26 protein-coding genes are annotated in these 26,808 nt (G+C 60.1%); 14 read left to right on the forward strand and 12 right to left on the reverse strand.

Features of this window, described 5'->3' with window-relative positions; all coding sequences use genetic code 11:
• Positions 1 to 134: 134 nt before the first annotated feature.
• Positions 135 to 290 (reverse strand): hypothetical protein, encoded by a 156-nt coding sequence (locus tag AB5Y71_RS01785; protein WP_005348505.1) that lies wholly within the window; start codon positions 288 to 290, stop codon positions 135 to 137.
• A 175-nt stretch (positions 291 to 465) separates the two neighbouring features.
• Between AB5Y71_RS01785 and AB5Y71_RS01790 the strand changes: the two genes are divergently transcribed.
• A complete protein-coding gene (locus AB5Y71_RS01790; protein ID WP_005348507.1) occupies positions 466 to 1,092 on the forward strand; it encodes a lysoplasmalogenase in 627 nt (208 codons plus the stop codon).
• Between the two features lie 78 nt (positions 1,093 to 1,170).
• On the opposite strand, the gene AB5Y71_RS01795 is transcribed toward AB5Y71_RS01790, so the two are convergent.
• Together AB5Y71_RS01795 and AB5Y71_RS01800 are read right to left on the reverse strand one after the other, a co-directional pair.
• Positions 1,171 to 2,724 (reverse strand): DHA2 family efflux MFS transporter permease subunit, encoded by a 1,554-nt coding sequence (locus tag AB5Y71_RS01795; protein ID WP_047434582.1) that lies wholly within the window; start codon positions 2,722 to 2,724, stop codon positions 1,171 to 1,173.
• On the reverse strand, positions 2,724 to 3,776 hold the full coding sequence (locus AB5Y71_RS01800; RefSeq protein ID WP_005348510.1) for an HlyD family secretion protein: 1,053 nt from the start codon (positions 3,774 to 3,776) through the stop codon (positions 2,724 to 2,726). Before AB5Y71_RS01800 ends, AB5Y71_RS01795 begins: the two co-directional genes overlap by 1 nt.
• 96 nt (positions 3,777 to 3,872) lie before the next feature.
• Between AB5Y71_RS01800 and AB5Y71_RS01805 the strand changes: the two genes are divergently transcribed.
• Together AB5Y71_RS01805 and AB5Y71_RS01810 are read left to right on the forward strand one after the other, a co-directional pair.
• On the forward strand, positions 3,873 to 4,775 hold the full coding sequence (locus AB5Y71_RS01805) for a LysR family transcriptional regulator (RefSeq protein WP_019444678.1): 903 nt from the start codon (positions 3,873 to 3,875) through the stop codon (positions 4,773 to 4,775).
• Positions 4,776 to 4,784: 9 nt separating this feature from the next.
• On the forward strand, positions 4,785 to 5,099 hold the full coding sequence (locus tag AB5Y71_RS01810) for a DUF2007 domain-containing protein (RefSeq protein ID WP_005339933.1): 315 nt from the start codon (positions 4,785 to 4,787) through the stop codon (positions 5,097 to 5,099).
• 11 nt (positions 5,100 to 5,110) lie between these two features.
• On the opposite strand, the gene AB5Y71_RS01815 is transcribed toward AB5Y71_RS01810, so the two are convergent.
• Positions 5,111 to 6,394, reverse strand: coding sequence for a dicarboxylate/amino acid:cation symporter (locus AB5Y71_RS01815; protein ID WP_368170857.1), 1,284 nt, complete (start codon positions 6,392 to 6,394; stop codon positions 5,111 to 5,113).
• 209 nt (positions 6,395 to 6,603) lie between these two features.
• On the opposite strand from AB5Y71_RS01815, the gene AB5Y71_RS01820 reads away from it, so the two are divergent.
• Both AB5Y71_RS01820 and AB5Y71_RS01825 read left to right on the forward strand, forming a co-directional pair.
• The gene (locus AB5Y71_RS01820) at positions 6,604 to 6,849 is read left to right on the forward strand and encodes a YecH family metal-binding protein (protein ID WP_005357633.1); all 246 of its coding nucleotides are present in this window, start codon (positions 6,604 to 6,606) and stop codon (positions 6,847 to 6,849) included.
• Positions 6,850 to 6,948: 99 nt separating this feature from the next.
• Positions 6,949 to 7,548: a YhgN family NAAT transporter gene (locus AB5Y71_RS01825; RefSeq protein WP_368170858.1), complete on the forward strand. Its 600-nt coding sequence runs from the start codon at positions 6,949 to 6,951 to the stop codon at positions 7,546 to 7,548.
• Between the two features lie 75 nt (positions 7,549 to 7,623).
• Here the strand turns inward: AB5Y71_RS01825 and AB5Y71_RS01830 are convergent, their stop codons facing one another.
• Positions 7,624 to 8,592 (reverse strand): LysR family transcriptional regulator, encoded by a 969-nt coding sequence (locus AB5Y71_RS01830; protein ID WP_368170859.1) that lies wholly within the window; start codon positions 8,590 to 8,592, stop codon positions 7,624 to 7,626.
• A gap of 276 nt (positions 8,593 to 8,868) precedes the next feature.
• Here AB5Y71_RS01830 and tatA point away from each other — a divergent pair, with 276 nt between their 5' ends.
• The 3 genes from tatA (at position 8,869) to AB5Y71_RS01845 (ending at position 10,999) form a co-directional block, all read left to right on the forward strand.
• The gene (gene tatA / locus AB5Y71_RS01835; protein ID WP_005339944.1) at positions 8,869 to 9,030 is read left to right on the forward strand and encodes a twin-arginine translocase TatA/TatE family subunit; all 162 of its coding nucleotides are present in this window, start codon (positions 8,869 to 8,871) and stop codon (positions 9,028 to 9,030) included.
• Between the two features lie 16 nt (positions 9,031 to 9,046).
• Positions 9,047 to 9,349: a YfcZ/YiiS family protein gene (locus AB5Y71_RS01840; RefSeq protein WP_323970421.1), complete on the forward strand. Its 303-nt coding sequence runs from the start codon at positions 9,047 to 9,049 to the stop codon at positions 9,347 to 9,349.
• A 228-nt stretch (positions 9,350 to 9,577) separates the two neighbouring features.
• On the forward strand, positions 9,578 to 10,999 hold the full coding sequence (locus AB5Y71_RS01845; protein ID WP_021231555.1) for a lytic transglycosylase F: 1,422 nt from the start codon (positions 9,578 to 9,580) through the stop codon (positions 10,997 to 10,999).
• On the opposite strand, the gene AB5Y71_RS01850 is transcribed toward AB5Y71_RS01845, so the two are convergent.
• Positions 10,977 to 11,153: a hypothetical protein gene (locus AB5Y71_RS01850; RefSeq protein WP_005339947.1), complete on the reverse strand. Its 177-nt coding sequence runs from the start codon at positions 11,151 to 11,153 to the stop codon at positions 10,977 to 10,979. The genes AB5Y71_RS01845 and AB5Y71_RS01850 overlap by 23 nt on opposite strands.
• 73 nt (positions 11,154 to 11,226) lie before the next feature.
• On the opposite strand from AB5Y71_RS01850, the gene AB5Y71_RS01855 reads away from it, so the two are divergent.
• Complete coding sequence (locus tag AB5Y71_RS01855; RefSeq protein WP_368170860.1) at positions 11,227 to 12,480, forward strand: phosphatidylserine/phosphatidylglycerophosphate/cardiolipin synthase family protein; 1,254 nt, start codon at positions 11,227 to 11,229, stop codon at positions 12,478 to 12,480.
• 521 nt (positions 12,481 to 13,001) lie between these two features.
• On the opposite strand, the gene AB5Y71_RS01860 is transcribed toward AB5Y71_RS01855, so the two are convergent.
• The 6 genes from AB5Y71_RS01860 to AB5Y71_RS01885 form a co-directional block, all read right to left on the reverse strand.
• The gene (locus tag AB5Y71_RS01860; RefSeq protein ID WP_047434608.1) at positions 13,002 to 15,557 is read right to left on the reverse strand and encodes a TRAP transporter permease; all 2,556 of its coding nucleotides are present in this window, start codon (positions 15,555 to 15,557) and stop codon (positions 13,002 to 13,004) included.
• A 103-nt stretch (positions 15,558 to 15,660) separates the two neighbouring features.
• Positions 15,661 to 16,632 carry a TAXI family TRAP transporter solute-binding subunit gene (locus tag AB5Y71_RS01865; protein ID WP_368170861.1) on the reverse strand — a complete coding sequence of 324 codons (972 nt, stop codon included), beginning with the start codon at positions 16,630 to 16,632 and terminating at the stop codon, positions 15,661 to 15,663.
• A 415-nt stretch (positions 16,633 to 17,047) separates the two neighbouring features.
• Complete coding sequence (locus AB5Y71_RS01870; protein WP_368170862.1) at positions 17,048 to 19,201, reverse strand: S9 family peptidase; 2,154 nt, start codon at positions 19,199 to 19,201, stop codon at positions 17,048 to 17,050.
• A gap of 234 nt (positions 19,202 to 19,435) precedes the next feature.
• Positions 19,436 to 19,867: a DUF411 domain-containing protein gene (locus AB5Y71_RS01875; protein WP_005339953.1), complete on the reverse strand. Its 432-nt coding sequence runs from the start codon at positions 19,865 to 19,867 to the stop codon at positions 19,436 to 19,438.
• 46 nt (positions 19,868 to 19,913) lie between these two features.
• Positions 19,914 to 20,237, reverse strand: coding sequence for a hypothetical protein (locus tag AB5Y71_RS01880; RefSeq protein WP_021231559.1), 324 nt, complete (start codon positions 20,235 to 20,237; stop codon positions 19,914 to 19,916).
• An 88-nt stretch (positions 20,238 to 20,325) separates the two neighbouring features.
• The gene (locus AB5Y71_RS01885) at positions 20,326 to 21,048 is read right to left on the reverse strand and encodes an SDR family oxidoreductase (RefSeq protein ID WP_368170863.1); all 723 of its coding nucleotides are present in this window, start codon (positions 21,046 to 21,048) and stop codon (positions 20,326 to 20,328) included.
• A gap of 142 nt (positions 21,049 to 21,190) precedes the next feature.
• Here AB5Y71_RS01885 and AB5Y71_RS01890 point away from each other — a divergent pair, with 142 nt between their 5' ends.
• The 5 genes from AB5Y71_RS01890 (at position 21,191) to AB5Y71_RS01910 (ending at position 26,312) form a co-directional block, all read left to right on the forward strand.
• Positions 21,191 to 22,033: a LysR family transcriptional regulator gene (locus AB5Y71_RS01890; RefSeq protein ID WP_368170864.1), complete on the forward strand. Its 843-nt coding sequence runs from the start codon at positions 21,191 to 21,193 to the stop codon at positions 22,031 to 22,033.
• 101 nt (positions 22,034 to 22,134) lie between these two features.
• Entirely contained in the window at positions 22,135 to 22,731 is a 597-nt protein-coding gene (locus AB5Y71_RS01895; protein WP_279465439.1) for an NAD(P)H-dependent oxidoreductase, read from the forward strand.
• A gap of 67 nt (positions 22,732 to 22,798) precedes the next feature.
• A complete protein-coding gene (locus AB5Y71_RS01900) occupies positions 22,799 to 24,655 on the forward strand; it encodes a monovalent cation:proton antiporter-2 (CPA2) family protein (RefSeq protein WP_323888184.1) in 1,857 nt (618 codons plus the stop codon).
• Positions 24,652 to 25,038, forward strand: a complete 387-nt coding sequence (locus AB5Y71_RS01905; protein ID WP_042052535.1) for a SirB2 family protein — start codon at positions 24,652 to 24,654, stop codon at positions 25,036 to 25,038. Before AB5Y71_RS01900 ends, AB5Y71_RS01905 begins: the two co-directional genes overlap by 4 nt.
• 287 nt (positions 25,039 to 25,325) lie before the next feature.
• Entirely contained in the window at positions 25,326 to 26,312 is a 987-nt protein-coding gene (locus AB5Y71_RS01910) for a YafY family protein (protein ID WP_005339987.1), read from the forward strand.
• Positions 26,313 to 26,808 lie beyond the last annotated feature (496 nt).

Consider the following 26,808-nt stretch of genomic DNA (forward strand, 5'->3'; position numbering starts at 1 on the left):
TAGTTGGCTTGGCTCTGCTGTTGCTGCAACTGATCCAGTGCCTGTTGCTCCTGCTGGCTAAGACCCAGTTGTTCACAGGCCTGCTCAAAGCTGATTCCCGGATGGCGCATCATGATATCCAATAACGGGAGGGCTTAGTTGGCTTGGCTCTGCTGTTGCTGCAACTGATCCAGTGCCTGCTGTTCCTGCTGGCTGAGACCCAGTTGTTCGCAGGCCTGCTCAAAGCTGATCCCCAGATGGCACATCATGATATCGATGGCGGGCAGATAGTTCTTCATAGCTTCTTCCATGGTGATCCTCCAGACCCGTCACTTATGCCCTGAACCACTCGGGGCGGCAATTAGACTTTAGGCTTAGTCTGTCCATTTGATAGGCACCCCTGCCACTGGGGGAGGGAATTTGTTACCCTGCACCATGATAAAAACGGTTGCCGTATGACTGCGAGCAACAGGTGAGGAGCAGGGCATGTTATTGAGTTTCTTGATCATCGCTTCAGGTTGGTGGCACATCCGTGCTGCCTACGGTTCAGACAGCCGCCAGTTCTATATCAGCAAGCCGCTGACCATGCTGCTTATCATCGCGTTGGCGTTCGGCTACCAGAGTTATGACCACGACGGTTCACACGCCTGGATCCTGCTCGGCCTCTGCCTCTCGCTGGCGGGCGATGTGCTGCTGATGCTGCCAAGCGATCGCTTCATTCAGGGGTTGGCGGCATTTCTTGTCGCGCATCTCTGCTATATCGTCGGCTTTGCCCAGGGGCCGCTGTTGCTCAATCTGGTGGATGGTTTGCTGCTGTTGCTGATCGCCGGCATGGTCTTTGGCCTGCTGTGGGGCAAGCTGGGGGAGATGCGGATCCCGGTCTTCTGCTACATGCTGGTGATCATCGGCATGGCCTGGGTGGCCGCCGGTGCCTGGCACGCCTCTCTCACTGCCGGTTCGGCCGCCGCTCTGGTGGGGGCTCTGATGTTCCTCTTCTCCGACAGCATGCTGGCGCTCGATCGCTTCCGCCGCCCCTTTCCCCACGCTCGAGCCTGGGTGATGAGCAGCTACTTTGCGGCGCAATTCCTGATTGCGGGGTCGCTGGCGGGATAACGCCATGCGGTTGAGTACAGGCAACAGATAACGAAAAACGGGCGCTTGCCCGTTTTTCGTTTTATTCCCGGCGGTTTTTCACGCCTCTAGCGGTTCGGCATCTGCTGCCCGTGGGGCGGGGGATTTGAGCAACAGCATCAGGCCGCTGGCGATCAGCAGGAAGATCCCCATGATGTAGAACACCTGGTTGTAGGCCATGATGGCCGCTTCCCGGTTGATGGTATTGGCCAGCATGGCGTGGGCTTGTTGCTGGGCTATCTCGGGGCCTGAACCCTGCGCCATCATGCTCTGGGCCAGCTGCAGCAGATAGCTCTGCCCCTCGATACTGCTGGCGGCCAGAGTGCTGCCAATCTGCAGCACATGGGTGCGGGTATCGTTGTCGAGCAGGGTCGCGATGATGGCGATACCGAACGCACCACCCAGGTTGCGCAGCACGTTGAGCAGAGTCGAGGAGGAGGGGATCTCGTCGTGGCTCAGGCTGGCGGTGGCGACCAGGGAGAGCGGCACCATGATGAAGGGCTGCCCCAGCGCCCGCACGATAAGCGACTGGATCAGCTGCGGCCCGGCGTAGTCGGCACTCATGTTGACGTTCATAAAGCAGCTGACGGCGAAGATCAGGAAGCCGAAACTCACCAGATAGCGCGGGTCTATCTTGTGGGTCAGTTTGGGCACCAGCGGCAACACCAGCAGTTGCGGCAGCCCCATCCACATCAGGACTTCGCCGATTTCCAGCGCGTTGTAGTTGTGGATCTGGGTCATGTAGAGCGGCAACACATAGATAGATCCCATCAGCGCCATGCCGAGGATCAGATAGGCGAAGCAGGCGAGTGCGAAGCGCGGGTTGTGCAGCAGCCGCAGATTGACCAGCGGGTGACGGCGGATCAGCTGGCTGATGACGAAGAACACCAGCGCCACCGCCGAGATGACCGCCAGTCGCACGATGAAGCTTGAACCGAACCAGTCCTCCCGGTTGCCCTCTTCCAGTACCACCTCCAGCAAGCCGAGGCCAAGCGCCATGGTGACAATCCCGATAAGGTCGACCCGCTTGATCACGGCCCAGTCCACCGGTTTTTTATCCAGCCCGTGGGCCAGCATGGCCATCACCAGCAATCCTGGCGGCACGTTGAGATAGAAGATGTAGTGCCACGACATCTGCTCGGTGAGCCAGCCGCCGAGGGTCGGACCGATGGCAGGAGCGAAGGTGGCACAGAGACCGAACAGCGCCATGCCGGTGGCCCGCTTTTGTAGCGGCAACAGGGTGACGATGAGGGAGAAGGCCATCGGGATCAGCGCCCCGCCGGTGAAGCCCTGCAGCGCCCGGAAGACGATCATGCTGGTGAGGTTCCAGCTGAACGAGCAGAGCACGGAGGCGGCGATAAACGCACCGGTGGTCCAGAGTAGGTAGCGGCGCACGCTCAGCCCCCGGCTCAGCCAGCCGCTCAGGGGGATGGCGATCATCTCCGCCACCAGATAGGAGGTGGAGATCCAGGAGCTTTCGCTCAGGGTGGCCGACAGGGCCCCCTGAATATCCTTCAGAGAGGCATTGGTGATCTGGATATCGAGGATGGCCATAAAGGCGCCGATAAGGCCCCCCATGACCGCGATCCAGTTGCGACGTGGAATGGGTTCCATCAGTTGGCAGCCACCACGGGATCAGGAGTGCGGGTATCCACGATCACTTCGGTCGAGAGACCCGGCAGCAGCTTGCCTGCCAGCGGGCCCGGCTCGGGGATGCGGATCTTCACAGGCACCCGCTGCACGATTTTGGTGAAGTTGCCGGTAGCATTCTCCGGTGGCAGCAGGGCGAACTTGGCGCCGGTCGCCGGGGCCAGGCTGTCGATGATCCCCTCGACCGGTTGATCCGGGTAGGCATCGAGTACCACTTCGACCTTCTGGCCCGGCTGCATATGGGCGAGCTGGGTCTCCTTGAAGTTGGCCTCGACCCACACCTGCTGTAGCGGCACCAGGCTGGCGACCTGCATACCGGACTGGACGTAGAGCCCTTCCCGCAGACTGCGCTTGCCAATGATGCCGTCAGCAGGCGCCCGCAGTTCGGTGTAGCCGAGCTCCAGCTTGGCCTGCTCCAGTTGTGCTTCGCTCAATGCCAGCTTGGCCAGATTCTGTTTGCGCTCGGCATCCAGTACCAGCAGTCGCTCACGGGCCGCCTGCAGGGCGGCTTGGGCCTCCCGGGCTTGCGCCTGATTGACCTGCAGGCCGGCACGCACCTCGTCCAGACTGTCTTGCGAGCTGTAGTGGCGCTGGTTGAGCTGACTGATCCGGTTGACCTGCTGGCTGGCGCGCAGCTGTTCGGCGTTGGCGGAGGCGACCTTGGCCTCGGCCTGCTGGATCAGGCTCAGTTGTTGGGTGCGGGTGGCGGCCAGATTTTCGGCCGTCGCCTGATTGAGGCGCAGGTCGGCTTCGGCCTCCGCGACCCTGGTTTTGTATTCGCGATCATCGAGACGAGCGATCAGTTGGCCCGCTTTGACCGGCTGGTTGTCGGTGACCAGCACTTCGCGGATATAACCGGGCAGCTTGGAGCTGATCCCGGTCACTTCACTCTGCAGGTAGGCGTTATCGGTGCTTTCAAAATAGCGGCCGTGAAGATACCAGTAACCGGCGAACAGCAGACCGAGCAGCGCCAATATCATGGCTGCCAGCAGGGGAATTTTTTTGTGTTGACTCATTTTTGTGATTCCTGAACTTAAGGGGCGCAGGCTAACACTGGTCAACTGTTTCGATTAGTATTGGTTCACGAGATATACAGTTTCACTGGTGCAACAATGGATCTCAATGCCGCGTTAATTCTGGTGCGTATCGTCGACAAGGGCTCGTTTACGGGGGCCGCCCGCGAGCTGGGGATGACCAAGGCGATGGTCAGCCGCCGCATCGCCGAATTGGAACAGCGGCTCGGAGTGCGTCTGCTCTATCGCTCCACTCGTCAGCTCACTTTGACCGAGGAGGGGGAGAAGTACTACCTGCACTGTAGCAAGGCGGTCGATGCCCTGACCGAAGCCGAGCTGATGCTGAGCGCCAGCCAGCAGGAGGTGACCGGCACCCTCAAACTGGCGGTGCCTATCGAGACGGGGCAACTGGTGGTCGGGCGCTTGGTCGCCAAGTTTTTGCAGGCCTATCCCGCCCTGCAGGTGGAGCTGGAGCTGACCAACCGGGTGGTGGACCCCATCAGCGAAGGGCTGGATGCGGTGGTGCGGATTGGCGACATGAGCGACTCCAATCTGGCGGCGCGCCGACTCTGGAGCACCGGAAGGCTGCTCTGTGCCAGCCCGGACTATCTGGCCCGTAGTCCGGTCATCGAGCGGCCGGAGGATCTGGCCAACCACGAGCGGGTGACGGTGAGCAGCGGGTTTCTCGCCTCTCACTGGTGTTTCGAGCTGGATGGCAGAGAGGTGCTGGTTGACCCCCCATCCCGTTTTCGGGTCAATAATATTACCTGTGCCCGGGAGGCGGCAAAGGCGGGGCTGGGGTTGGCCTCGTTACCCGCTATGCTCTGTCAGGATGAGCTGGCCAGCGGCGAGCTGGTGATCCTGCTGCCAGAGTGGCAGCAACCCAGGGTGCCGATTTATTTGCTGTTTCCGGAGCGGCAACTGATGCCGCGCAAGTTGCGGGCATTCATCGATTTCATGATTGAGAACGGCGCCGAGTTTGGCATCGACAAGTTGTTGTAAGGGGGAGCTATGGATAACTGGATCAATCTCTATCGCGCCTCACACACCCTGGAGGCACACGCGTTGAAAGGGGCGCTGGAGGCGGAAGGGGTGCTGGTGCGCCTCAATGGCGAGGGGCTGTCAGGCGCCCTTGGCGAGCTGCCGGTCGACATGTTGCAGGTGACCCTGATGGTGCGGGCCGAGGATCGCAGCAAGGCAGGACGGGTCATCGAGCGTTACCAGCAGCGTCAGGGTAATGGCTGGCTGTGCGGCCAGTGCGGGGAGGAGAACGGCGCCAACTTCGACGTCTGCTGGCGCTGTCACCACGATCCCCACGACAGCTGAGCTTTCTTCCGCTAGCGCGGCGGGAACTCGATATCTTCCCCTGCGCTGGCATCGTGATAGGTCGCCAGATCCAGCTCGTTTTCGCTGCGGGCGATCAGCACCGACACCAGAATATCCCCCGATACATTGACCGTGGTGCGCGCCATGTCGAGGATCCGGTCAATGCCCGCAATCAGTGCCACCCCTTCCAGCGGCAAGCCCACCGCCGTCAGGGTCAGGGTCAGCAACATCAACCCGGTGCCCGGGGTGCCTGCGGTGCCGATACTGGCCAGGGTGGCGATGCTGATGATGGTCAGGTAATCGACCATGTGCAGATCCACACCGAATGCCTGAGCTACGAACAGCGCAGTCACTCCCTGATAGAGGGCGGTGCCATCCATGTTGATGGTGGCGCCGATGGGCAGCACCTTGGCGGTGATGGCGGGGGAGACTCCCAGCCGCTTCTCGGCGCAGGCCAGACTGATGGGCAGGGTGGAGTTGCTGGAGCTGCTGGTAAACGCAACCGCCTGGGCGTCAACGATGCTCTTGAAGTAGTGCAGCGGATTGAGCCGTGCCAGCAGGAGCAGCAGGGTGCTGTAGACCCCGAGCACGTGCAGCAGACAGCCGAGGTAGACGGCGCCGATCACCTTGAGCAGCGGTAGTAGCAGGTCGAGGCCGTACTTGCCGGTCATCCAGGCCATCAGGGCGCAGACACCGTAAGGGGCGAGCGCCATCACCATCTGGGTCAGCTTGAACATCCCTTCGGCCAGCGAGGTGAAGAAAAGGATGGCGGGGCGGCCACGGCGACCGCTGGCATTGAGGGCCACCGCCAGCGCCACCGCAAAGACTATCACTTGCAGGATCTTGCCATCCACCATCGCCTGTACCGGGTTGCTCGGCACCAGATGGCTCAGCACGCTGGCCAGGGGGGGTGGTTCCGACATACCGACCCGTTCATAGGGGCCCATGTCGGCGCCCATGCCGGGCTCCAGCAGCCAGCCCATCATCAGGCCGATGCAAATGGCGATGGCGGTCGAGCAGAAGTAGAGGCAGATCGCCTTGCTGCCGATGCGATCGAGGGCCTTGCCCTTGAGCAGCGAGGTGAGGCCGGCGATGACCGAACAGAAAATGAGGGGCACCATCAGCATCTGGATGGTGTTGACGAACAGGACGCCAAGGGGCTTGAGCAGCAGGGCTTGCTCTTCAAAGCTGACGCCCAGACCCACCCCTGTCAGCATGCCGATCAGGGTCTTGAGCCAGAGTGGTCGGCGGGTCCAGATCTGCCAGGGCTTGAGAGCCTCTCCATGGAACAGCATGACGCCAATATCCTTATACATTGTCTGCGATGGCCAAAAAGGGGCGCCAGTGTAGCGATCCCTGACGCGGGTTGCCACATTATCGACAAAGCGGTGGCGGTGACCACTCCCCTGACCAGGTAATGCGCAATTTATTGGCCTATATCAAGATCCCTCCGGGCGGGGAGAGATTTAATTGGCATTAAATATGTTCATTATTGAGGTGAGAGATGTCGCAATCGGTTCATGGTCACGAAGTGATGGAAATGATGCTGGCGCAAGGGGGGCAATTTACCCGTGCCAGCCTGAAACAGGCGATGGCCGAGCGGTTTGGTGCCGAGGCCCGTTTTCATACCTGCAGCGCCAGCGAGATGGATGCGGAAGCGCTGATCGACTTTCTGGCTGCTCGCGGCAAATTCATCGACTCGGCCGAGGGTTTCCAGACCCGTGCCGACAAGATCTGCAACCACGGTTAATCCCGCTGCGAGCGCATCATGGCGCTCGCTCAATTCTTCGCCCTTTGCTATATTTCGCCCCCTCTCTTTTCCCTATTCAGGGCGTAGCCCGGGCGTTGTATGGATACTTTCTCTGCCGCAGTCATGCTGTTTCTGATCATGGACCCGCTGGGCAACCTGCCGGTCTTCCTCTCTATCCTGCGTCATATCGATCCCAAGCGACGTCGCAAGGTGATGGTGCGCGAGCTGCTCTTCTCGCTGGCCATCATGATGCTGTTCCTGTTCGTCGGTCAGCAGATCCTCGGCTTCCTCAATCTGCGGCAGGAGGCGGTCAGCATTGCGGGGGGGATCATCCTGTTCCTGATCGCCATCAAGATGATCTTCCCGAGTGAAGGGGGCGTGACTGGGCTGGCGGCGGGCGAGGAGCCCTTCCTGGTGCCGATGGCGATCCCGATGATCGCCGGTCCGTCGATCCTCGCCTCTTTGATGCTGCTGGCCAATCAGGAGCCCAGCCGGATGGTGGACTGGTCGCTGGCACTCTTTCTGGCCTGGGCTGCCAGTGCGGTGATCCTGATGTTCTACGAGGTATTCAACAAGCTGCTGGGTGAGCGGGGACTCACTGCAGTGGAGCGGCTGATGGGGATGCTGCTGGTGATGATCTCGGTTCAGATGTTGCTGGACGGGGTACATCACTATCTGGCGGTGACCGGTCAGGGCTGAGCGGTTTACATCTTGAAGTGAATGAAACGGGGCTACGCAGAGCCCCGTTTTTTGTGCCGCCGAGAAGGCGTGCCGTCACCCGTGAGTGGTCGCTGCAGGTTCCAGTTTGCTCATGATAAGGGACAGCAGCAGCTCCCGCAGCCAGCGGTGGCCCGGATCCTCGCTGTGACGCTGATGCCAGATGAGCAGATGGGAGATGCTGTCCAACCCGATGGGCAGCTGTAGCTGCAACAGCGGATAGACCTGGGTAGCGTGGCGTGCGTAGAGCCGGGAGAGCGTTACTATCATGTCGGAGTGCATCCCCATCCGCAGCGCCGCCTCGAAGGAGGGCACGGTTGCCTCGATACGCCGGTAAAGATCCTGCTCAGCCAGCTTGTGATCCAGCATCCAGCGGTCTCGTCCCTCGCAGTAAGTCTGCACATGGGGATAACTGAGGTAGTGCCCCAGATTCCAGTTGGGCTCTCGCAGCGCTGGGTGGTGCTGCTGCACCAGACAGGTGAGATCATCGACCGCCAGCACTCGCTGACAGATGCTGTCGGGCAGGGTATCGAGCCGATAATCGGAGCTGATGCAGTTCTCCCGCACCGCGAAGGCGATGTCCACCTGTCCCTGACTCATCTCGGTCAGACTGTTCTCGGTCCACTCCTCGTAACGCAAGCGGATCCTTGGTGCCTGCCGCTTCAGCTCGCTCAGGTAGAGCGGGGCAAACAGGGTGAAGGCGCTGTCCATGCTGGCGATGACGAACTCCCGCTCCGAGCTGGCGGGGTCGAACTCGGGCGGCTGGATCAGGTTGTCCAGCGACAGCAGGATGGGTTGCAACTGCTGCTGCAGTGCAAGGGCACGGCCGGTGGGTTCCAGCCCGTAGGCAGAGCGGATGAAGAGGGGATCATTGAAGGTATCGCGCAGACGGCCGAGGGCTTTGCTGACCGCGGACTGGCTCAAATGAAGGCGGCGTGCGGCCTTGCTGCCGTTGCGCTCTTCCAGCAGTACCTGCAGGATAATCAGCAAATTGAGGTCGATGCGACCCAGTTGTTCCAGCAGCATGATATGAATCCTCTTCAATTCTAAGATGAATTTATACCATTTGTTTTCATATCTTGGCGATCTTATCCTCGAATGGTCTCAGGTTCGCATGAACCACTGGTACAGGATGTAGCGGTTGAGGGGACATGTAGCACAATCAATATGGCGACCTTTGGGTCGCCCTATTTTTTGGCTATGATTTATTTGCTCACTTGCACCTGCCTTGATTTTGCCCAACAATCCCTGCGCTCTATTTTGATACAAGTAACAGATATCTCTTTGTGAGGGAGTATCCCTATGGGACTCGGTGGAATTCATATCTGGCATATGCTGATCCTCTTGCTGGTCGTTGTGCTGGTCTTCGGCAGCAAGCGTCTTGCCAGTGCAGGTGAGGATCTGGGGACCGCCATCAAAGATTTTCGCAAGGCGATGCGTGACGACGCAAATCATCCGAAATAAGCAGTAGGAGTAGAAAATGTCTGTAGACGAGAAAGTTGAACTGAACGAAACCTGTGACAGCTGTGGCTGTTTTGCCGAGATCGGTACCATCATCGGCGAAGGCGACGATGTGATGGATCTGGTTATTGAAGCCGCTGCCGAGGCGGATGCCCGCGCCAAGCTGGCTGCCTATGAAGCACTGGCCAAACAGGTCACTGCCGAAGCTCAAGTGAGCAGCGAACTGACCCAGGACGCCAACGGCGTGATCCTGAAAGCCCGCCTGCAATTCACCTGCACCGCCGAAAAACTGATTTTCGAAATGCGGGCCCGCTCTATCTGAGTTGTCTGATAACGCGGCAGGTTTGCCTGCCGTGTTGACCCTTCTGCTGTGGGTCGGCGTTCTATAGTTACTCTATCCCACAGACGTTTTGCCCGGCGCGAGTCGGCCAACAGAAGGCGTAAACATCATGACGCAGCGATGGATCTCTGCCCCCAATTCCACCCTCTATCGTGATCCGTGCTGCCAACAGGCAGCAGGTGTGACGTCAGCACAGGGGCAGCCATCGTGATGCGACGCTGGATCTGGGCGCTGCTGGCCCTCTGCTGTTTTCCCCTGCTCGCGGCTGAACTCAAGCCACAGCGTCTGCCCCAACCCGGGGACCTCGAAAGCATTCTGCAAAAGCGCGAACTCAGGGCTCTGGTGGTCTATGAGCGCGGCTTCTACTTTCTCGATCGCGGCGCCCAGTACGGCATTCTGGTCAATCAGCTGCAAGGGTTCGAACGCTGGCTGAACAAGACCTATCTCGCCAAAGAGAAGGTCAAACTCAAGGTGGTCTACATCCCGGTGCGCCAAGACAAGCTGCTGGACTATCTGACCGAGGGGCGCGGCGATCTGGTTGCGGCGACCATGACGGTGACCCCGACCCGGCGTGAACAGGTGGCCTTCTCCCGGCCGCTCATTTCATCCATCGAGGAGTGGGTGGTGAGCCAGCAGAGCCTGCCCGCCTTCAGCCGTATTACCCAGCTCTCCGGCAGGCGGGTCTGGGTGCGCGCCAGCTCCAGCTACTACGAGAGTCTGCGTCAGCTCAACTGGCTGTTTCGCGAGCTGGGGCTGCCCCCCGTCTATATCGAGACGGTGCCCGAATACCTGCAGGATGGCGATCTGCTGGAGATGGTGGCCGCCGGCATTATTCCCCTGACGGTGACCGACAGCTACAAGGGACGGATCTGGTTGGGTGGCATGATCTCCGGCCTCAAGGCCCACAAGTTGATCCCCCTGCGCAGCAACGGCACCAGTGCCTGGGCGCTGCGCAAGAACAGCCCCGAGCTGCTCAAGGCGGTCAATGGTTATCTGGCGAGTGTCAGCCGCAACAGCCTTTACAGTGACATGACCCTGCGCCGGTTGCTGGTTCGCAGCGATCAGATGAGCAATATCCTGGCGCCGGATCCTATGGGGCGCCTCGCGACCATTCGCAAGGTGCTGGAGAAGTACGCCAATCAATACGATCTCGACTGGCTGATGCTGGCGGCGCTTGGCTACAAGGAGTCCGGCCTCAATCCCAAGGCGCGCTCGCCCAAGGGGGCCGTGGGCCTCATGCAGTTGCTTCCCAGTACGGGGCGGGAAGTCGGCATCAACGGCGCCAGACTCACCACGCTGGAGGGAAATGTGGAGGCCGCCTGCCGCTACATGCGGTTGATCCTCGATACCTACTTCAATGATCCCAAGCTGGATCGGCTCAATCGCCACCTGTTTGCCCTCGCCGCCTACAACGCCGGGCCGAACCGGGTGCAGGCGCTGCGAGGCAAGGCGGAGAAGCTGGGGCTCGATCCCAACGTCTGGTTCGGCAACGTGGATCAGCTGGTGGCCAACGAAGTCGGACAGGGGCCGATCAACTATGTCGGCACCATCTACAAGTACTACGTGGCCTATCGTTTCAGCCTGCCCCAGATCGAGGGCAAGGCTGCCGCTATCGAAGCGGCTCAGCCCTGAGCCGGTTGACCGGCAGGGTCGCCTGCACGGTCGGCAATTGCCAGCCACCGTCCCTGTGTTGCAAAAACCAGTGAGCAGGGCCGGTGGCCGGGATGAGATCTGGCTGGCTGAGCTGGCCCAGATAGCGCAACATCGGGGTATCATGCAGTTCCATCAGCAACTCCTTTTGAATATGTGAAGAGGCTCGCCAGCGTTATGACACCCGGCCATGACAGCAGGATGACACCATGATCCCCGGATCCTTTGCCCTGATCGACGATCCCCTGCTGGCGCTCAAGGTGCGCTGCCACTGGATCCGTCATGCCCGCGAGCGGATCCAGGCGCAGTACTACAGCTGGGAAGAGGACAGCAGCGGCAAGCTGCTGCTGAGCGAGCTGCTCCACGCCGCTCGGCGCGGCGTCAAGGTGCAGCTGCTGGTGGATGATCTCTATGCCGGTGATAACCGCTTTCTGGAGATGGTGGCTCACTACCCGGGGATCGAGGTACGGCTGTTCAACCCCTTCTGGCTGCGGGGCTGGCGCCCGCTGGCACTGCTGCTGGAGGGGCTGCTCAGCTTTCGCCGCATCAACCACCGGATGCACAACAAGCTGCTGCTGGTGGATGGCAAGCTGGCGCTGATCGGCGGGCGCAACATCGGCGATCGCTACTTCGGTCTGGATCCGCAAGCCCCCTTCGTGGATCTCGATCTCGCCTGTCAGGGGGGACTGTGCCAGCAGATGGCACAGGGGTTCGAGCAGTTCTGGCACAGCCGCTGGAGTCACCCCATTCGCCATCTGCTGCGCCGCGAGCTGCTGCCCGCCGAAATAGAGGTGGTCAACGACTTCCTGTTCACCATGACGGATCCGACGGTGGCGACGGTCTACGATCTGCCTGCAGCGCTGTTTGACGAGCGCGATTTGCCGCTGCAATGGCATGAGGGGCGGGCCGAGGTGTGGTTCGACCGTCCCGGCAAGGGGCTGATCTCCCGTCCCACCACCGCCCGTCAGCTCTGGCGCCAGCTGGCTGACAATCCCGGCTCGCTGGGGTTGGTGACCCCTTACCTCATCCTTACTCGCGGGTTTCGGCACCGTCTGGCGCGGCTCCGCCAGCAGGGGGTCGCCATCGACATTCTCACCAACTCCTTGGCCAGCACCGATGTGCCGCTGGTCTATGGCGCCTACCAACGTTATCTAGGCTGGTTGCTGCGGCGCGGGATCCGGGTCGCCGAGTTTGACCATGGCCACGGCAGCCTGCACGCCAAGCTGATCCTGCTGGGGGAGGATCGAGCGCTTTTTGGCAGCCTCAACCTCGATCCCCGCTCGCTGTTTCTCAATACCGAGCTGATGCTGCATCTGTACTGCCCGCCGATCTGTGAGGCGCTGCGAATGTGGCTGGCTCGCTGGCAGGAGCAGGCCGGTGGATTGCCGCGCAAACCCGAGGGGTGGTCAAGGCGACTGATAGCCCGCCTGAGCGACTGGTTGCCACTGCGCCGTTGGCTGTGAGGCGGCCATTTTTTGTGCGAAATCTCGCAAAGCCTTGTAAGCCATTGCTGATGCCCTTTGCGGGTGAATAACCATGCATGAATCTATCTTACTGTTTTATAACAATTTAGCGGTGATGATAAGGCTGTTTTTTGTACCTTAATGTGAATGGAATTAGCATAAAAACGTTTTTTATTTTGTTTTTATGCGTAATATTTCAGTTGCAAGGACAAACACGGCGGCTTGTCTGCCGTGTGGACGAAGGTTGTAACGGGTAGCTGGTCGGTTGCATCGCTGCAATTGGCGCACACTTCAGATGGGTCGCGAACTATCGGAAAGTGAAACAGAGACCCGGCGCGGCCGGACTCCAATATGGAACATGCTATTTGCGAGGGGGTGACATGGACATGTCACCCCACTTTTTTGGCCGCTCGCCACCGTTTACCTTTTTCCATGACTGTTGCTCATCACAAGAGCCGCAGAGGGCAAGGCAATAAAAAGAGGGCCGCAATAGCGGCCCTCGGTCTCATCTGCCCGGTGGATTAACCGGCCTTGACGCTACGGCGACGCTGCAGCCAGACGATCGCCCCGAACAGCAGGAAGCCCGGGATCCACATCCACTCCTTGGTCCAGCGCTCGGTCGGCGCCTTGACGGTGAGGATCTCCTGATCGAACTCCAGCCCCATGGTGGCGGCCGGGCTACCAAAGGCGACGTTGTCGATCAGCGTCTTGCCATCCTGCTCATAGAGGCTCAGCCCCAGATTGGCCAGCCGCTCTTCGCCATTTGCCCCATCCGGTACGGCGACCAGCAGGGTGAACTTGCGTGGCTTGCCCACCGCATCTTCACCGAGGATCCGCAGCCGCAGGGTGCTCTCCGCCTCCACTTCACCCATGGTTTGGGCCAGCTGGGCAGGCGGGGTCTCGCGATAGGGGTCGTGCACCATGTCCATCCAGAAACCCGGGCGGAACAGGGTAAAGGCGACCAGCAACAGCAGCACGCTCTCGTACCAGCGGCTCTTCACCAGGAACCAGCCCTGAGTGGCGGCGGCGAAGATCAGCATGGCGATGGTCGCCACGATGAAGATCAGCACCCCGTGGGCGAAGTCCACGTCGATCAGCAGCAGATCGGTGTTGAAGATAAACAGGAACGGCAGCGCTGCGGTACGCAGGCTGTAGTAGAACGCGGTGATCCCGGTCTTGATGGGATCGCCCTTGGAGACAGCGGCTGCCGCGAAGGAAGCCAGTCCCACCGGCGGCGTCACATCCGCCATGATGCCGAAGTAGAAGACGAACAGGTGCACCGCGATCAGCGGCACGATCAGCCCGTTTTGCTGCCCCAGCGTCACGACCACCGGTGCCAGCAGGCTGGAGACCACGATGTAGTTGGCGGTGGTGGGCAGCCCCATGCCGAGGATCAGGCTCAGCAGGGCGGTGAGCAGCAGCATCAGCAGCAGGTTGCCCATGGAGAGGAACTCCACCAGATCCGCCAGCACCAGACCGACCCCGGTCTGGGAGACCGCACCCACGATAATCCCCGCGGTGGCGGTGGCAATGCCGATACCGATCATGTTACGGGCACCGGCGACCAGCCCTTCCCGCAGATCCACCACGCCGTCAGCGACGGTGCCGTAGTCGTGCTTGCCGTCCTTGCGCAGCCAGTTGAGCAGCGGGCGCTGGGTCAGCAGGATGATCACCAGCATCACGGTACCCCAGAAGGCCGACAGCCCCGGCGAGAGGCGTTCCACCATCAGGCACCATACCAGTACCACCACCGGCAGCAGGAAGTGCAGGCCGGAGAGCAGCACGGCGCGGGTGTTGGGCAGCTCGGTGAGCGGCTTGTCGGGATCTTCGGCAGGCAGTGGTTCATTGCTGGCGGCGATCTTCAACAGAGCCACATAGGTGGCAGCCAGCAGTACCGAGATCCCCGGCAGGGCGTAGTCACCCAGCGCAGGTTTGAGCCAGCCGAGGCCATAGTAGACCGCCAGTGACAGGCCGCTGATGAGGGCCGCGCCAAAGGCAAAGCCGGTCAGGCGGCGCAGCCAGGGTTTGGGTTGATGGTTGCCGATGGGCTGCATGCCCAGTTTCAGCGCCTCCAGATGGACGATGTAGAGCAGCGCTATGTAGGAGATGGCGGCAGGCAGGAAGGCGTGCTTGATGATCTCCACATAGGGGATGCCCACATACTCCACCATCAGGAAGGCGGCGGCCCCCATCACGGGTGGCATGATCTGGCCGTTGACCGAGGAGGCCACTTCCACTGCCCCCGCTTTCTCTGAACTGAAGCCCACCTTCTTCATCATCGGGATGGTGAAGGTGCCGGTAGTCACCACGTTGGCAATCGACGAGCCGGAAATCAGACCGGTCAAGCCGGAGGCGACCACTGCCGCCTTGGCCGGGCCGCCGCGCAGGTGACCGAGCAGGCTGAAGGCGAGCTGGATAAAGTAGTGACCGGCACCGGCCCGCTCCAGCAGGGCGCCGAACAGCACGAACAGGAACACGAAGCTGGTGGAGACGCCAAGGGCGATGCCGAACACCCCTTCGGTGGTGATCCACTGGTGGTTGGCCAGCGCGGTGAAACCTACCCCGCGATGTGCCAGCAGTCCCGGCATCCAGGGGCCCGCCAGGCTGTAGACCAGAAAGACGATGGCGATGACCGCCAGTGCCGGCCCCAGGGCGCGGCGCGCCGCTTCCAGCAGCAGCGGAATGCCGATGCAGGCGGTCACCAGATCGGCGGTGGTGAGGGTGCCGGGACGCAGCGCCAGTGCTTCATACATCACGAACAGGTAAGAGGCGGCGCCAGCAGCGATCAGACCGAGGGCGATATCGCCGAGGGGGACCCGATCCCGCGGCGAGGAGCGAAATGCCGGGAACACCAGAAAAGCCAGCAACAGGGCAAAGGTGAGGTGAATGGAGCGGGTTTCGGTGTCATTGAGTACGCCAAACCCCACCATGAAGGGGAGTGGCGAGGCGATCCAGAGCTGGAACAGCGACCAGGCCAGCGCCAGTGCTGTAATGAGCCAGCCCATGATGCCAAGCGGCAGGCGAGCGCCCACATCCTGGGCGATCAGTTCCTCGGTAGAGAGTTGTTTATCTTGCATAGGGTTAACTTGTGCCAACGAGTACAACAAGAGCGACACCCGCCCCCGCAATCAGGCGGCAGGCGGGTGTCGAAGAGAGTGACAAAGGCCCCGGGGCCTTCAATCAGAGCCAGCCGCGCTCTTTGTAGTAGCGAGCAGCCCCTTCATGCAGCGGTGCAGAGAGACCCACCTTGATCATGTCGGCCTCTTTCAGGTCGGCAAAGGCCGGGTGCAGGCGCTTGAAGCGATCCAGGTTGTCGAACACCGACTTGACCAGCTGATAGACCACTTCCGGATCGGTTTTGGCGCTGGTGGAGAGCACCGCTTTGCCACCGATGGAGGGGGTCGGCTTGTCGCTGCCCTTGTAGATGCCGCCCGGGATCTCGGCCTTGCTGTAGTAGCTCTTCTCGGCCAGCAGCTTGTCGATGTCGGCGCCGGTCACAGGTACCAGAACTGCATCTGTGGTGGTGGAGGCTTCCTGAATGGCGCCGTTCGGGTGACCGACGAAGTAGCTCATAGCATCGATGTTGTTGTCGCCGAGGGCGGAGGCCTGTTCGGCCGGCTTCAGCTCGGAGACCAGACCGAAGTCACCCTTCTTCCAGCCTTTGACCGCCATGATCTCTTCCATGGTGTCACGCTGGCCGGAGCCCGGGTTGCCGATATTGACGCGCTTGCCTTTCAGGTCGCCGAAGCTGGCGATCTTGGCATCGCGGCGAGCCAGGATGGTGAACACCTCGCTCTGCAGGGAGAAGACGGCGCGCATGTCGTCCATAGCCCCTTCGGCCTGGAACGGTGGCAGCCCCTTCATCGCCTTGAACTGGTGGTCGGATTGCATGATACCGAAGTTGAATTCACCGCTGCGGATGCCGTTGACGTTGGCAACACCACCGCCACTGGCCGGGGCGTTGCACTTGATCTGGTGATCGGCGGCGCCGCGATTGAGGAAGCGGCAGATGGACTGGCCAGCGACATAGTAGACGCCGGTCTGACCGCCGGTGCCTATGGTCACGAAGCGCTCCTGCGCTTGTACCGGACCACCGAATGAAACACCGACCAGAGCCGCCGACAGGGCGCATGCCAAAGTTAATCCTTTCATTTTTTCTCCCTTTTCTTTGATTTTGTTTATCCGATCCCCGGATAAATTGATGGCAATCCCGTTCTGCGCCGGGCTTGCCTGCTCTTCTCGTTGCGCGAAAGCGGGGGAGTTGATTCCCCCCCTTTTCCGGCAGTCACCCTCATCCTGTGGTGAGGCTACCGACCTCCTGTCGGTCGAAGATAAATTGGCCCCTGAGGGGCCAAATAAAAAGTTGCAAGCACTCCGATTAAGCACATTCACCCAACATAAATCAAACGAAATGGCAAAATCACGGAGTTTAATCTTGAGAAACATGACCTCGATCATTCATTTTCTAGCCGAAGATTAATTTGATATGAAGGGAAATGGAAGAGGGAAAAACTAGGGTGGGATTCTTATGCGGCCCTTGAATGACAAGGGCCGGAGTCATGAGAGATCAGTTGGCCGGGGTGGCCAGATCCAGGATAAAGGCGTATTCCAGCGCGATATCCTCGTAGGCTTTGAAGCGGCCCGACTTGCCGCCGTGGCCGGCGTCCATGTCGGTGTTCAGTAACAACTTGTTATCATCTGTCTTCAGTTCGCGCAGCTTGGCGACCCACTTGGCGGGCTCCCAATACTGCACTTGCGAGTCGTGCAGTCCGGTGGTGACCAGCAGGTTGGGGTAGGCTTGCGCCTTCACCTGATCGTAGGGGCTGTAGCTCTTCATGTAGTCGTAGTAGCGCTTCTGGTTCGGGTTGCCCCACTCGTCATACTCCCCGGTGGTGAGGGGGATCGACTCGTCCAGCATGGTGGTGACCACATCGACGAACGGCACCTGCGCTACCACGCCGCGATAGAGTTCGGGCGCCTGATTGATGACCGCCCCCATCAGCAGGCCGCCGGCGCTGCCGCCCATGGCGTAGACCTGATCTTTGGCACCGTAGCCTTGCTCAACCAGCGCCTTGGTGACATCGATAAAGTCATTGAAGGTGTTCTGCTTTTTCAGCAACTTGCCATCTTCGTACCAGTGACGGCCCAGCTCTTCACCACCCCGGATATGGGCGATGGCGTAGACGAAGCCGCGATCGAGCAGGCTCAGGCGCGAGCTGCTGAAGTCGGGATCCATGCTGGCGCCGTAGGATCCATAGCCATAGACCAGCAGCGGATTCTTGGGCGCATCAGCCTGCTCTTTCTTGAACTTGTCCTTGCGATAGACCAGCGACACCGGCACCGATACACCGTCGCGGGCGGTTACCCAGAGCCGCTCGCTGGCGTACTGGTCGGCCTTGAAGCCGGCCACCGGCTGCTGCTTGAGCAGGGTGCGCTTGCCGCTCGCCATATCCAGCTCATAGGTGGAGGCGGGGGTTGTCATGGAGGAGTAGCCATAACGCAGGGCGCTGGTATCCGGCTCCGGGTTGTAGGCGAGCCAGGTGACATAAGCGGGATCGTCGAAGGCGATCTCCTTCTCGTCACCGCTCTGCCAGTTGATCTGGCGCAGTCGGGTCAGCCCCTTGTTGCGCTCTTCCAGTACCAGCCAATCCTTGAACAGGGCGTAGCTCTCCAGCAGCACGTCCGGATTGGGGGCGATCACCGCCTTCCAGCGATCGACCGGGCTCTCTTTGGTCTCGTAGAGGCCGAAGTTCTTGCCATCCTTGTTGGAGCGCACATAGAAGCGGCCGCGGTAGTGATCCAGGCTGTATTCGTGATCCACCTGACGGGGCAGGAACAGGCGTGGGGCGTGCTCCGGCTGGTTGGCATCGATCAGCCGCGCTTCGCCGGTAGTCGTGCTGGAGAGGGCGATGACGATGAAGTCTTCCGAGGTGGTGGCGTAGAGGCTGATGTAGAAGGAGTCATCCTTCTCTTCATAGACCAGCTTGTCCGTGGCCGGATCCGTCCCGAGCGTATGGCGATAGACCTGATACGGAAGCAGGGTCTGCGGGTGCTTGCGCACATAGAAGACGGTCTTGTTGTCGTTGGCCCACACCAGATTGCCGGAGGTATTTTCCAGTTTGTCGGTGGCCCACTGGCCGCTCTCCAGATCGAGGAACTGGATCTGGTACTGACGACGGGAGAGGAAATCTTCCGCCACCGCCAGCCAGCGGTTGTTGCGGCTCACTTCAAGGGCGCCGAGGGCATAGAACTCGTGCCCTTCAGCCCGCAGGTTGCTGTCGAGCAGCAGACTCGCCTGCTCTTCACCGAGCTTGGTGCGCGAATAGATCCCGTACTCCTTGCCCGGCTCATAGCGGGTCTGGTAGCGGTAGCCATTATTCACATAGGGCACCGATTCATCCTGCTGGGGGATGCGGGCGACCATCTCTTTGTAAAGCTGTTCGCGCAGGGGTTGGGTCGGCTTGAGCATGGCCTCGGTATAGGCGTTCTCGGCCTTGAGATAGTCCAACACCTCGGGCTTCTGCCGCTCGTCGTCACGCAGCCAGTAGTAGTTGTCGATGCGGGTATCCCCGTGTTTTTTCAGAGTGCGGGGATGTTTGGCGGCCACGGGCGGCTGGATTGGATGTTCGCTTGTCAGCATGGCGGGCTCTTCATTGGCATAAGTGGGGGGGAGAACTGTCAGAAAGGCTAGCAGCAGAACTCCTCGGGAAAAGGTAAACATGTCGCATCCTTGGCGCTGGAAAGGGTTGGTAGACCTGAGCATCGGCTCCATGAATTGGCGTTAAATCTGCCCCTTGTTGCCGGTGGTTGCAAGCAGTCCCTTGTTATTGCAGGAAATGTAATCAAAAAAAGCCGCTATCTCACGATAGCGGCCCTCTTTCTGGCCATGAGCGGCAAGAGTCCGCTCAGGTGTGCCTCACATGATATGGGAGTGCCCTCTCATGACCAGTTTTCGTCAGCCTGGGTAGCTCGACCAGCGGTTGGTCGCGCCCTCGTTGCTGATACTCAGTACCTCATAGGGATGGCCCGGAATATCCATGCCCGGCGCACTCTGGGGCATGCCCGGAATGGTCAGGCCACGGATCGCCGGTTTTTCCCTGAGCAGCTTCTGCACATCGGCGGCCGGTACATGCCCCTCGATCACATAGCCATTTACGATACCGGTATGGCAAGAGGCCAGTTCCGGCGCGATACCGTATTGCTGCTTCACTGCGCCGAGCTGTTCGGTTTCGATGACCTCCAGTTCGAAGCCATTCTGCTCCATGTGCTCGTTCCAGCTTTGGCAGCAGCCACAATATTTGGATTTGTAGACGGTCATCTTCTCGGCCGCGAGGGCCGAAAAGCTGACGGTACCGGCCAGCATGGCCAGTAACAGGGGTTTGTACATCATTCACCTCAGATTGAAAGAAAAGATGCCCGATACGGGATGCGTTTCAGATCTGGGGGCGTGGGGGACGTTCGAGCCGCTCGCACGGAGCGTCCGGCATAAAGAGAGAGGGAGAGGCGAAGTCGGGGGTATCCGGTTCCAGCACGGCGACCGTCAGGCTGTCGCTGCCTACCAGCGTCATCGAGAGGGCGGTGGTAAAGCTGCCGCAGGGCATCGCTTTTTCCAGGGTACGCTCGCTCTGGCTGCAGTGGGTAGTCAGGGTACAGAGGTCGGTTGCGGCCCGGCTGCCAAACGACATCAACACCAGCACCAGACTCCACAAGGGGAGCCAGCGACGGGCGTGAGCGAGTTGGCGACGGGTGAGAACCATGGAATGACTCGGAAAAAATAAGGGGAACATGGTAACCCTGTGCCCCGGGGGAGGGTCAAGCCCTCCCCATGGTGTCAGTCAGCCAGGATTAAGGTTGCTGACGGGTCGCCGCCAGCACGATCTCGCGCACGCAGACGTTGGCAGGCTGGTTCCAGGCGTAGAGCACGGCATCGGCGATCACTTCCGGCGCAATGACGCCACCCATCTGATCTTTCCAGTCGTGGTAACCGGCCTTGATGCTCTCGTCAGTGGTGTGGCTGAGCAGCTCGGTCTCGACCGCACCCGGGGCAATGGTCACCATACGCACGCCGACATCGGCCACCTCTTCCCGGATGTTCTCGGTCAGGGCGTGCACGGCGAACTTGGTGGCGCAGTAGGCAGCATGGCTCGGGAAGGTCTTGCGACCGGCGATGGAGCTGATGTTGATGATGGTGCCGCTGCGGCGCTCCTTCATCCCGGCCAGTACCGCATGGACGCCGTTCAGCACCCCCATCACGTTGATGTTGAGCATCTGCTGCCACTCGGCCGGATCCTGCACATCGGCCTGACCAAGCAGCATGACGCCGGCGTTGTTGACCATGCAGCCGACCGGGCCAAATTTGGCTTCTGCCTGCTGGACGGCGGCTTTCATGGCGGCGGTGTCGGTCACATCGACCCCGATGCAGAGGGTATCGGGCAGGTTCAGCGCCTGCATCGGCTCGACCCGGCGGGCCAGCAGTAGCAGCGGATGACCGGCGGCAGAGAAGGCACGGGCGATGGCGGCACCGATCCCGGCGGAGGCACCGGTGATCACGACGAGAGATTTGGACATGGGTCTTTCCTTCTGATTCAAGGGTCGGTTTGAGCAAACAGGTGGCTGGCCAGCACGGAACCCAATCACTATAGTCACTGTATCTATAAGTGATAAATATTGTTTTCCGCTGGTTATCATCTGAAAAAACTATGGTTGGTTTATGCTGGACTTGAGATTGCTGCGTTTCTTCATCGCCATTTATGAAGAGAAGAACATCACGGCGGCGGCCGAGCGCTGCCACGTCAGCCAGCCCTCCCTCTCGGCGGGACTGCGCCAGCTGGAAGAGGCGCTCGGTGACAGCCTGTTTGTCCGGGGCAAGAAGGGGGTGGTGGCGAAAGAGCCGGCCCACTATCTCTATCCTCACGCGGTCAAGCTGGTGGAGGAGGCGCGCCGTCTGCCGGAGCTGTTTCGCCAGAAAGCGACGCGTGCGAGGCTCAATATCGCCATCATGCCGGACTTGAGTCGCCATCGGGTGGCCGGGCTGTTGCAGCAAGTACAGCGCGTGTTGCCGCAGCTGGATCTCACTCTCTCCGACTACACCACACCCGCCGACTGCCGCTTGACGCTGGATGCCTTGCGCCGGGAGGACGAGATCTTTCTGCCGCTGTGGGAGGAGGATTACGTGCTCTGCGTGCCGGTCGACCATCCCCTGGCCAGTCGCGATAGGATCGAGCTGGCCGAGCTGCAACATTATGATTTTATTGAGTGCCCTCCCTGCGAAGCGCACCAGCAGACTATCGGCCTGCTGGCCTGTGACCGCCTTACCCTCAATCTGGTGGCCAAGGCCGAGAGCAAGGGGCTGGTGATGGCGCTGGTGCTGGCGGGGGTTGGCATCAGTTTTCTACCGGACGGGCTGGTGGAGGATGAGGCGGGGCTCTGCACCCTGCCGGTGAGCGGGCCGCGGATGTTTCGCCGGATCGGGCTCTGCTATCCCGCCCACCAGACCCTCAATCCGGCGCTGCGGGAGCTGATTCCCGAGTTGGCAGGCTATGGCGCTTCCTGATAAGGTCGCTCTCCTGTGCACCTTTACGATGCAGCTCCCCAGACTCCCCTTTTCTGTTTACCTCGCCTTGCACCGCAAGGCTTTGTTCGGGTGATGTGGTCATGAAACGCATTCTGGTTATTTTTTCCCATCCCGCGCTGCAGAGCTCGCGGGCCAACAAGCAGCTGTTGCAGGCGATTGAGGGGCTGGAGGGGGTCACGGTTCACGACCTCTATCAGCACTATCCCGACATGTTTATCGATGTGAAGCGGGAGCAGGCGCTGCTCTGTGAACATGACATCATTGTCTTTCAGCACCCGTTTTACTGGTACTCCTGTCCGGCCATCATGAAAGAGTGGATGGATCTGGTACTGGAGTATGGCTACGCCTACGGCCCCGAAGCCCACGCCCTCAAGGGCAAGCAGTGGCTGAGCGCCATCACCACCGGCGGGGCGCCGGAGTCCTACTGCAGCGAGGGTTACAACAGCCGACCGCTGCTCGATTTTCTGCTGCCATTTCAGCAGGCGGCCACCTTGTGCGGCATGAACTGGCTGCCCCCTTTCGTGCTGCACTCCTTTCACAAGATCAAGGATCCCGCCGCCCTGCGCCGCTGTGGACAGGATTACCGCCAGCTGCTTTGCGCCCTGCGTGACGATCAGCTGACTCCAGAGCAACTGGCCGGGCACCCCTATCTACGCGACTTGCTGGAGGTGCTCTGATGACACATGGACAGCTTGTTGGCCGAGCTTATGAGTCGGATCAGACGTTCAAACGGAGGGCTGACTGATGGGCCACGGGATCCTGTTTGATGCCTTTATCTATCTCTCTGCCGCCGTCATCGCGGTGCCGCTGGCCAAACGCTGGGGGCTGGGTTCGGTGCTCGGCTACCTGCTGGCGGGGATCATCATAGGCCCCTTTCTGCTGGGGCTTGTGGGGGAGCAGAAGGATGTGATGCACTTCGCCGAGTTTGGCGTGGTGCTGATGCTGTTTCTGGTCGGTCTTGAATTGCGTCCGGCCCTCTTGTGGCAGCTGAAGGGGCCGATCCTCGGCACCGGCGGCCTGCAGGTGCTGCTCACCACGGCGGCGCTGACCGGCGTGGCGCACCTGATCGGTCTGCCGCTGCAACAGGGGCTGGCCATCGGCCTGATTCTGGCGCTCTCCTCGACCGCCATCGTGTTGCAGAGCCTGCAGGAGCGCAAGCTGATGCAGAGCGAGAGCGGTCGCTCCGCCTTTGCGGTGCTGCTGTTTCAGGATATTGCGGTCATTCCGATCCTGGCGCTGTTGCCACTGCTGGCCATGGCGCCGGTCGCCAGCAATGGTGGCTCCGAGCTGGCGGGGTGGCAGCACGGCCTGCTGGTAGTCGCGGCCATCTCAGGCATCGTGCTGGGTGGCCACTACCTGATGCGGCCGGTGTTTCGTGCCATCGCCCAGTCCCACATGCGGGAGATCTTCGTCGCCGCCGCCCTGCTGCTGGTGATCGCTATCGCCGTGTTGATGGAGTCGGTGGGGCTTTCGCCCGCTCTCGGCTCCTTCCTCGCCGGTGTGGTGCTGGCCGACAGCGAATATCGCCATGAGCTGGAGGCAGACATAGAGCCGTTCAAGGGCCTGCTGCTCGGCCTCTTCTTTATGTCGGTGGGGGCGGGGATCGACTTCGGGCTTTTTGCCGAGCACCCCTTCCTGATACCAACCCTGGTGGTTGGCCTGATGGTGCTCAAATGGCTGGTGCTGATGGCGCTCGGCTTCGTCTTGCGCATCTCGCCGAGTCAACGCTGGACCTTCGCGCTGGCGCTTGCACAGGGCGGTGAGTTTGCCTTCGTGCTCTTCTCGTTTGCCGCCCAGAACCGGGTGCTGCCCGGCGAGACCATCTCGCTGCTGACGCTGGTGGTAGCGCTCTCCATGGCGCTCACCCCACTGCTGCTGATCCTCAACGATCGGGTGATCCAGCCCTGGTTCGATTACCGTAACCAGAGCGACGCACCGCAGCATGAGCAACCTGAGCTGGTGGAGCATCCGGTGATCATCGCAGGCTTCGGCCGCTTCGGTCAGATCGTGGGGCGTCTGCTTCATGGTCACGGCATCGGCACCACCATCCTCGAGCAGGATGCCAGCCAGATAGAGACCCTGCGCAAGTATGGCTATCAGGTCTTCTATGGCGATGCCAGCCGGATCGACCTGCTCCATGCCGCCGGGGCGCACAAGGCGAAGTTGCTGGTGCTCTCCATCAACGATCCGGCTACCTCGCTGGCGGTGATCGAGATGGTGCAGAAGCACTTCCCGCACCTGAAGATCCTGGCGCGAGCGCTGGATCGACCCCATGCCCACGAGATCCTGCGCCACGGGGTCGAGAGCGTACACCGGGAAACCCTGGGTTCGGCGGTCGATCTGGGGGTGGAAGCCCTGACCCAGCTCGGTTTTCGGGCCAACCAGGCCTGGCGGGCGGGGCAGACCTTCAAGCAGCACGATAACTGGCTGTTGCGCGAGCAGGTCAACTATCTGGACGACGAACACACTTATATCAACAAGAGCCTGCAATACCGGGAGATCCTCTCCGATCTGTTGCAAGACGACGAGGAGGGGCAGGAGCGTATCCATGCCCACAACTGGAACAGCGGGCTACCCGACGACGACAAGGAAGCAAAATGATTGCCTATTACCCCATGTTCAAACACCTGCATATGACGCTGGCGCTGGTCAGTCTGCTGCTCTTTATCTATCGCTGGAGTCTGGCGCTGGCCGGCAGCGCTCGGTTGCAGCAGAAGTGGCTGAAGATCCTCCCGCATATCAACGACACCTTCCTGCTGCTGTTTGGTGTGTTGCTGGCGGTGGCCTTGCAGTTGAGCCCGGGTCAACAACCCTGGCTGATGGCCAAGCTGATTGCACTGGTGCTTTATATCGGTCTGGGTGTCATGGCGCTCAAGCGCCCGGCCCGCGGTCAGAAGCTGGTGGCCGGTGTGGCGGCACTGGCGGTGTTTGGCTACATGGTCGGTGCGGCCATCACCAAGTCAGCCTGGTCGTGGCTGATGTGAGCAAAAGGGGAGAGTCATGCTCTCCCCTGAAATCATATTCTGTAATGAATTAATTAATCGGAGTTTTATGCTAACGATAAATCGCAAGATAGAACTTTCATTTGAGGGATTTTTGGCTAATTTTAGCCTCTAGCGGCTCCTTTTTTGAGTGCATTGTCTTTTTAAATCAATTGGTTAGTGTGTTTTGTATGAAAATGGCGACAGTTGTCGCAGCAAAACTTGCGACATAGACTGTCGCAAGTCACGACTAGCATACAGTCAACGCTAAACCAGTGAAGGCAAGCACCATGAGCAAGAAGCTGTTACGACAACTGACCTTGGCGCGTTGCATCCCGCACCGCCCTTACAAGCTGACCGCCAGCCAACTCCAGGTAAAACTGGAAGAGGAAGGCATCCACGTCAGTCTGCGTACCGTGCAACGGGACCTGGAGGAGATGTCCGGCATGGGACTGTTCGACCTCACCTCGGACGAGCGCAGCAAACCCCATGGCTGGTGCTTCGAGCGCCACGGCCTCAACGACTTTGCCAATATCATGCCGCTCTCGCTGGCGGTGGCCCTGAAAACCTGGAGTGATCAGGCGAGCCAACTGTTGCCGGCGAGTGTACTGACCGAATTGAATCCGCTGGTCGACAAGGCGAGCCAGGTGATCCGCGACAGCCAGAGTGAACTGGCCGAGCGCTGGCTGGAGAGTGTCCACCAGTCACCGCGTCCGTTTGCCGGTAACCCGGAGATCCGCCGCAGCACCCTGATCCGCGATGCGCTCTGGCGTGGTCGCAAGTTTAGTGCCGAGATCCAGCGCGTGATCAAAGAGCGCACCGTATGGCTCTGCTACGACCGTATCAACCCGCTCGGCATTCTTAATCAGCCGGACGGTCCGATCCTGCTCTGCACTCTGTCCGAGCTGGATCCCAAGGTCTACGGCATCCCGTTTGACCATATCAAGAACGTGGAGCTGACCAACTTCAGCGCCACCCAGCCGAAGGATTTCAATATCCAGAAGCTGATCCGCGATCAGGGCTATCAGGATGTGAGCGGCCCGATCCGCTTCGTCGGCCGGATCGATGCCAACAGCCAGTCGCTGGTGGATAACCAGATCCCCGGCAACAATCCGCGCATGACCCGCTATGACAAGCGCAGTGTGGTGGTGGAGACCGAAGTGCAGGACACCCCGGAGTTTCGCAGCTGGTTGAACAACATCGGCGGTGAACTGGAGGTGCTGGCACCGGAATCGCTGCGCAAGGCCTATCTCAATCCGGCCAACCGCTTGAGCTGATTAAAAAATTGGAATGTTGAAGAGTCGAGCCTGGTCTCGGCTCTTTTTTTTGCGGTTTTTTTAAGCATATTTATTCAACTAATTTTTAAGTCTTAACGTCAGGATTGAACCGTTTTCCTGCCCCGTTTTTGGGGGCGAAACCCGTGTAAGAGATCTGCCATAGCGACTGTAAGAGGCTGGCGCTTTGAGCCGTACGCGAAGCCATGCCAGAATGATCGAGCTTTCCAGTGAAACTAAATAAATAACTGATATTAAAGGGTTAGTTTTTAAGTTCGTTTTTTGAGATGGGAGCTGCATCGGATCTTTATCATCGGATGGCCCTTGTTCGGGGTGAGCATTTCCTTAGTATGGGTCTCACAAGGACGGAGCTGGTCCGGCAGGATGCAGGGCAGCGCATAAAGATGGAATAGTCCGCAGGATGTGGACAAGGGACACCTCAGGATGAGCTCGATAATCAGGATGATTATCGTCACGGATGAATAAAGGAACACCGCGG

This window comes from Aeromonas sp. R9-2, assembly GCF_040908025.1.
Classification (GTDB): domain Bacteria; phylum Pseudomonadota; class Gammaproteobacteria; order Enterobacterales; family Aeromonadaceae; genus Aeromonas; species Aeromonas veronii.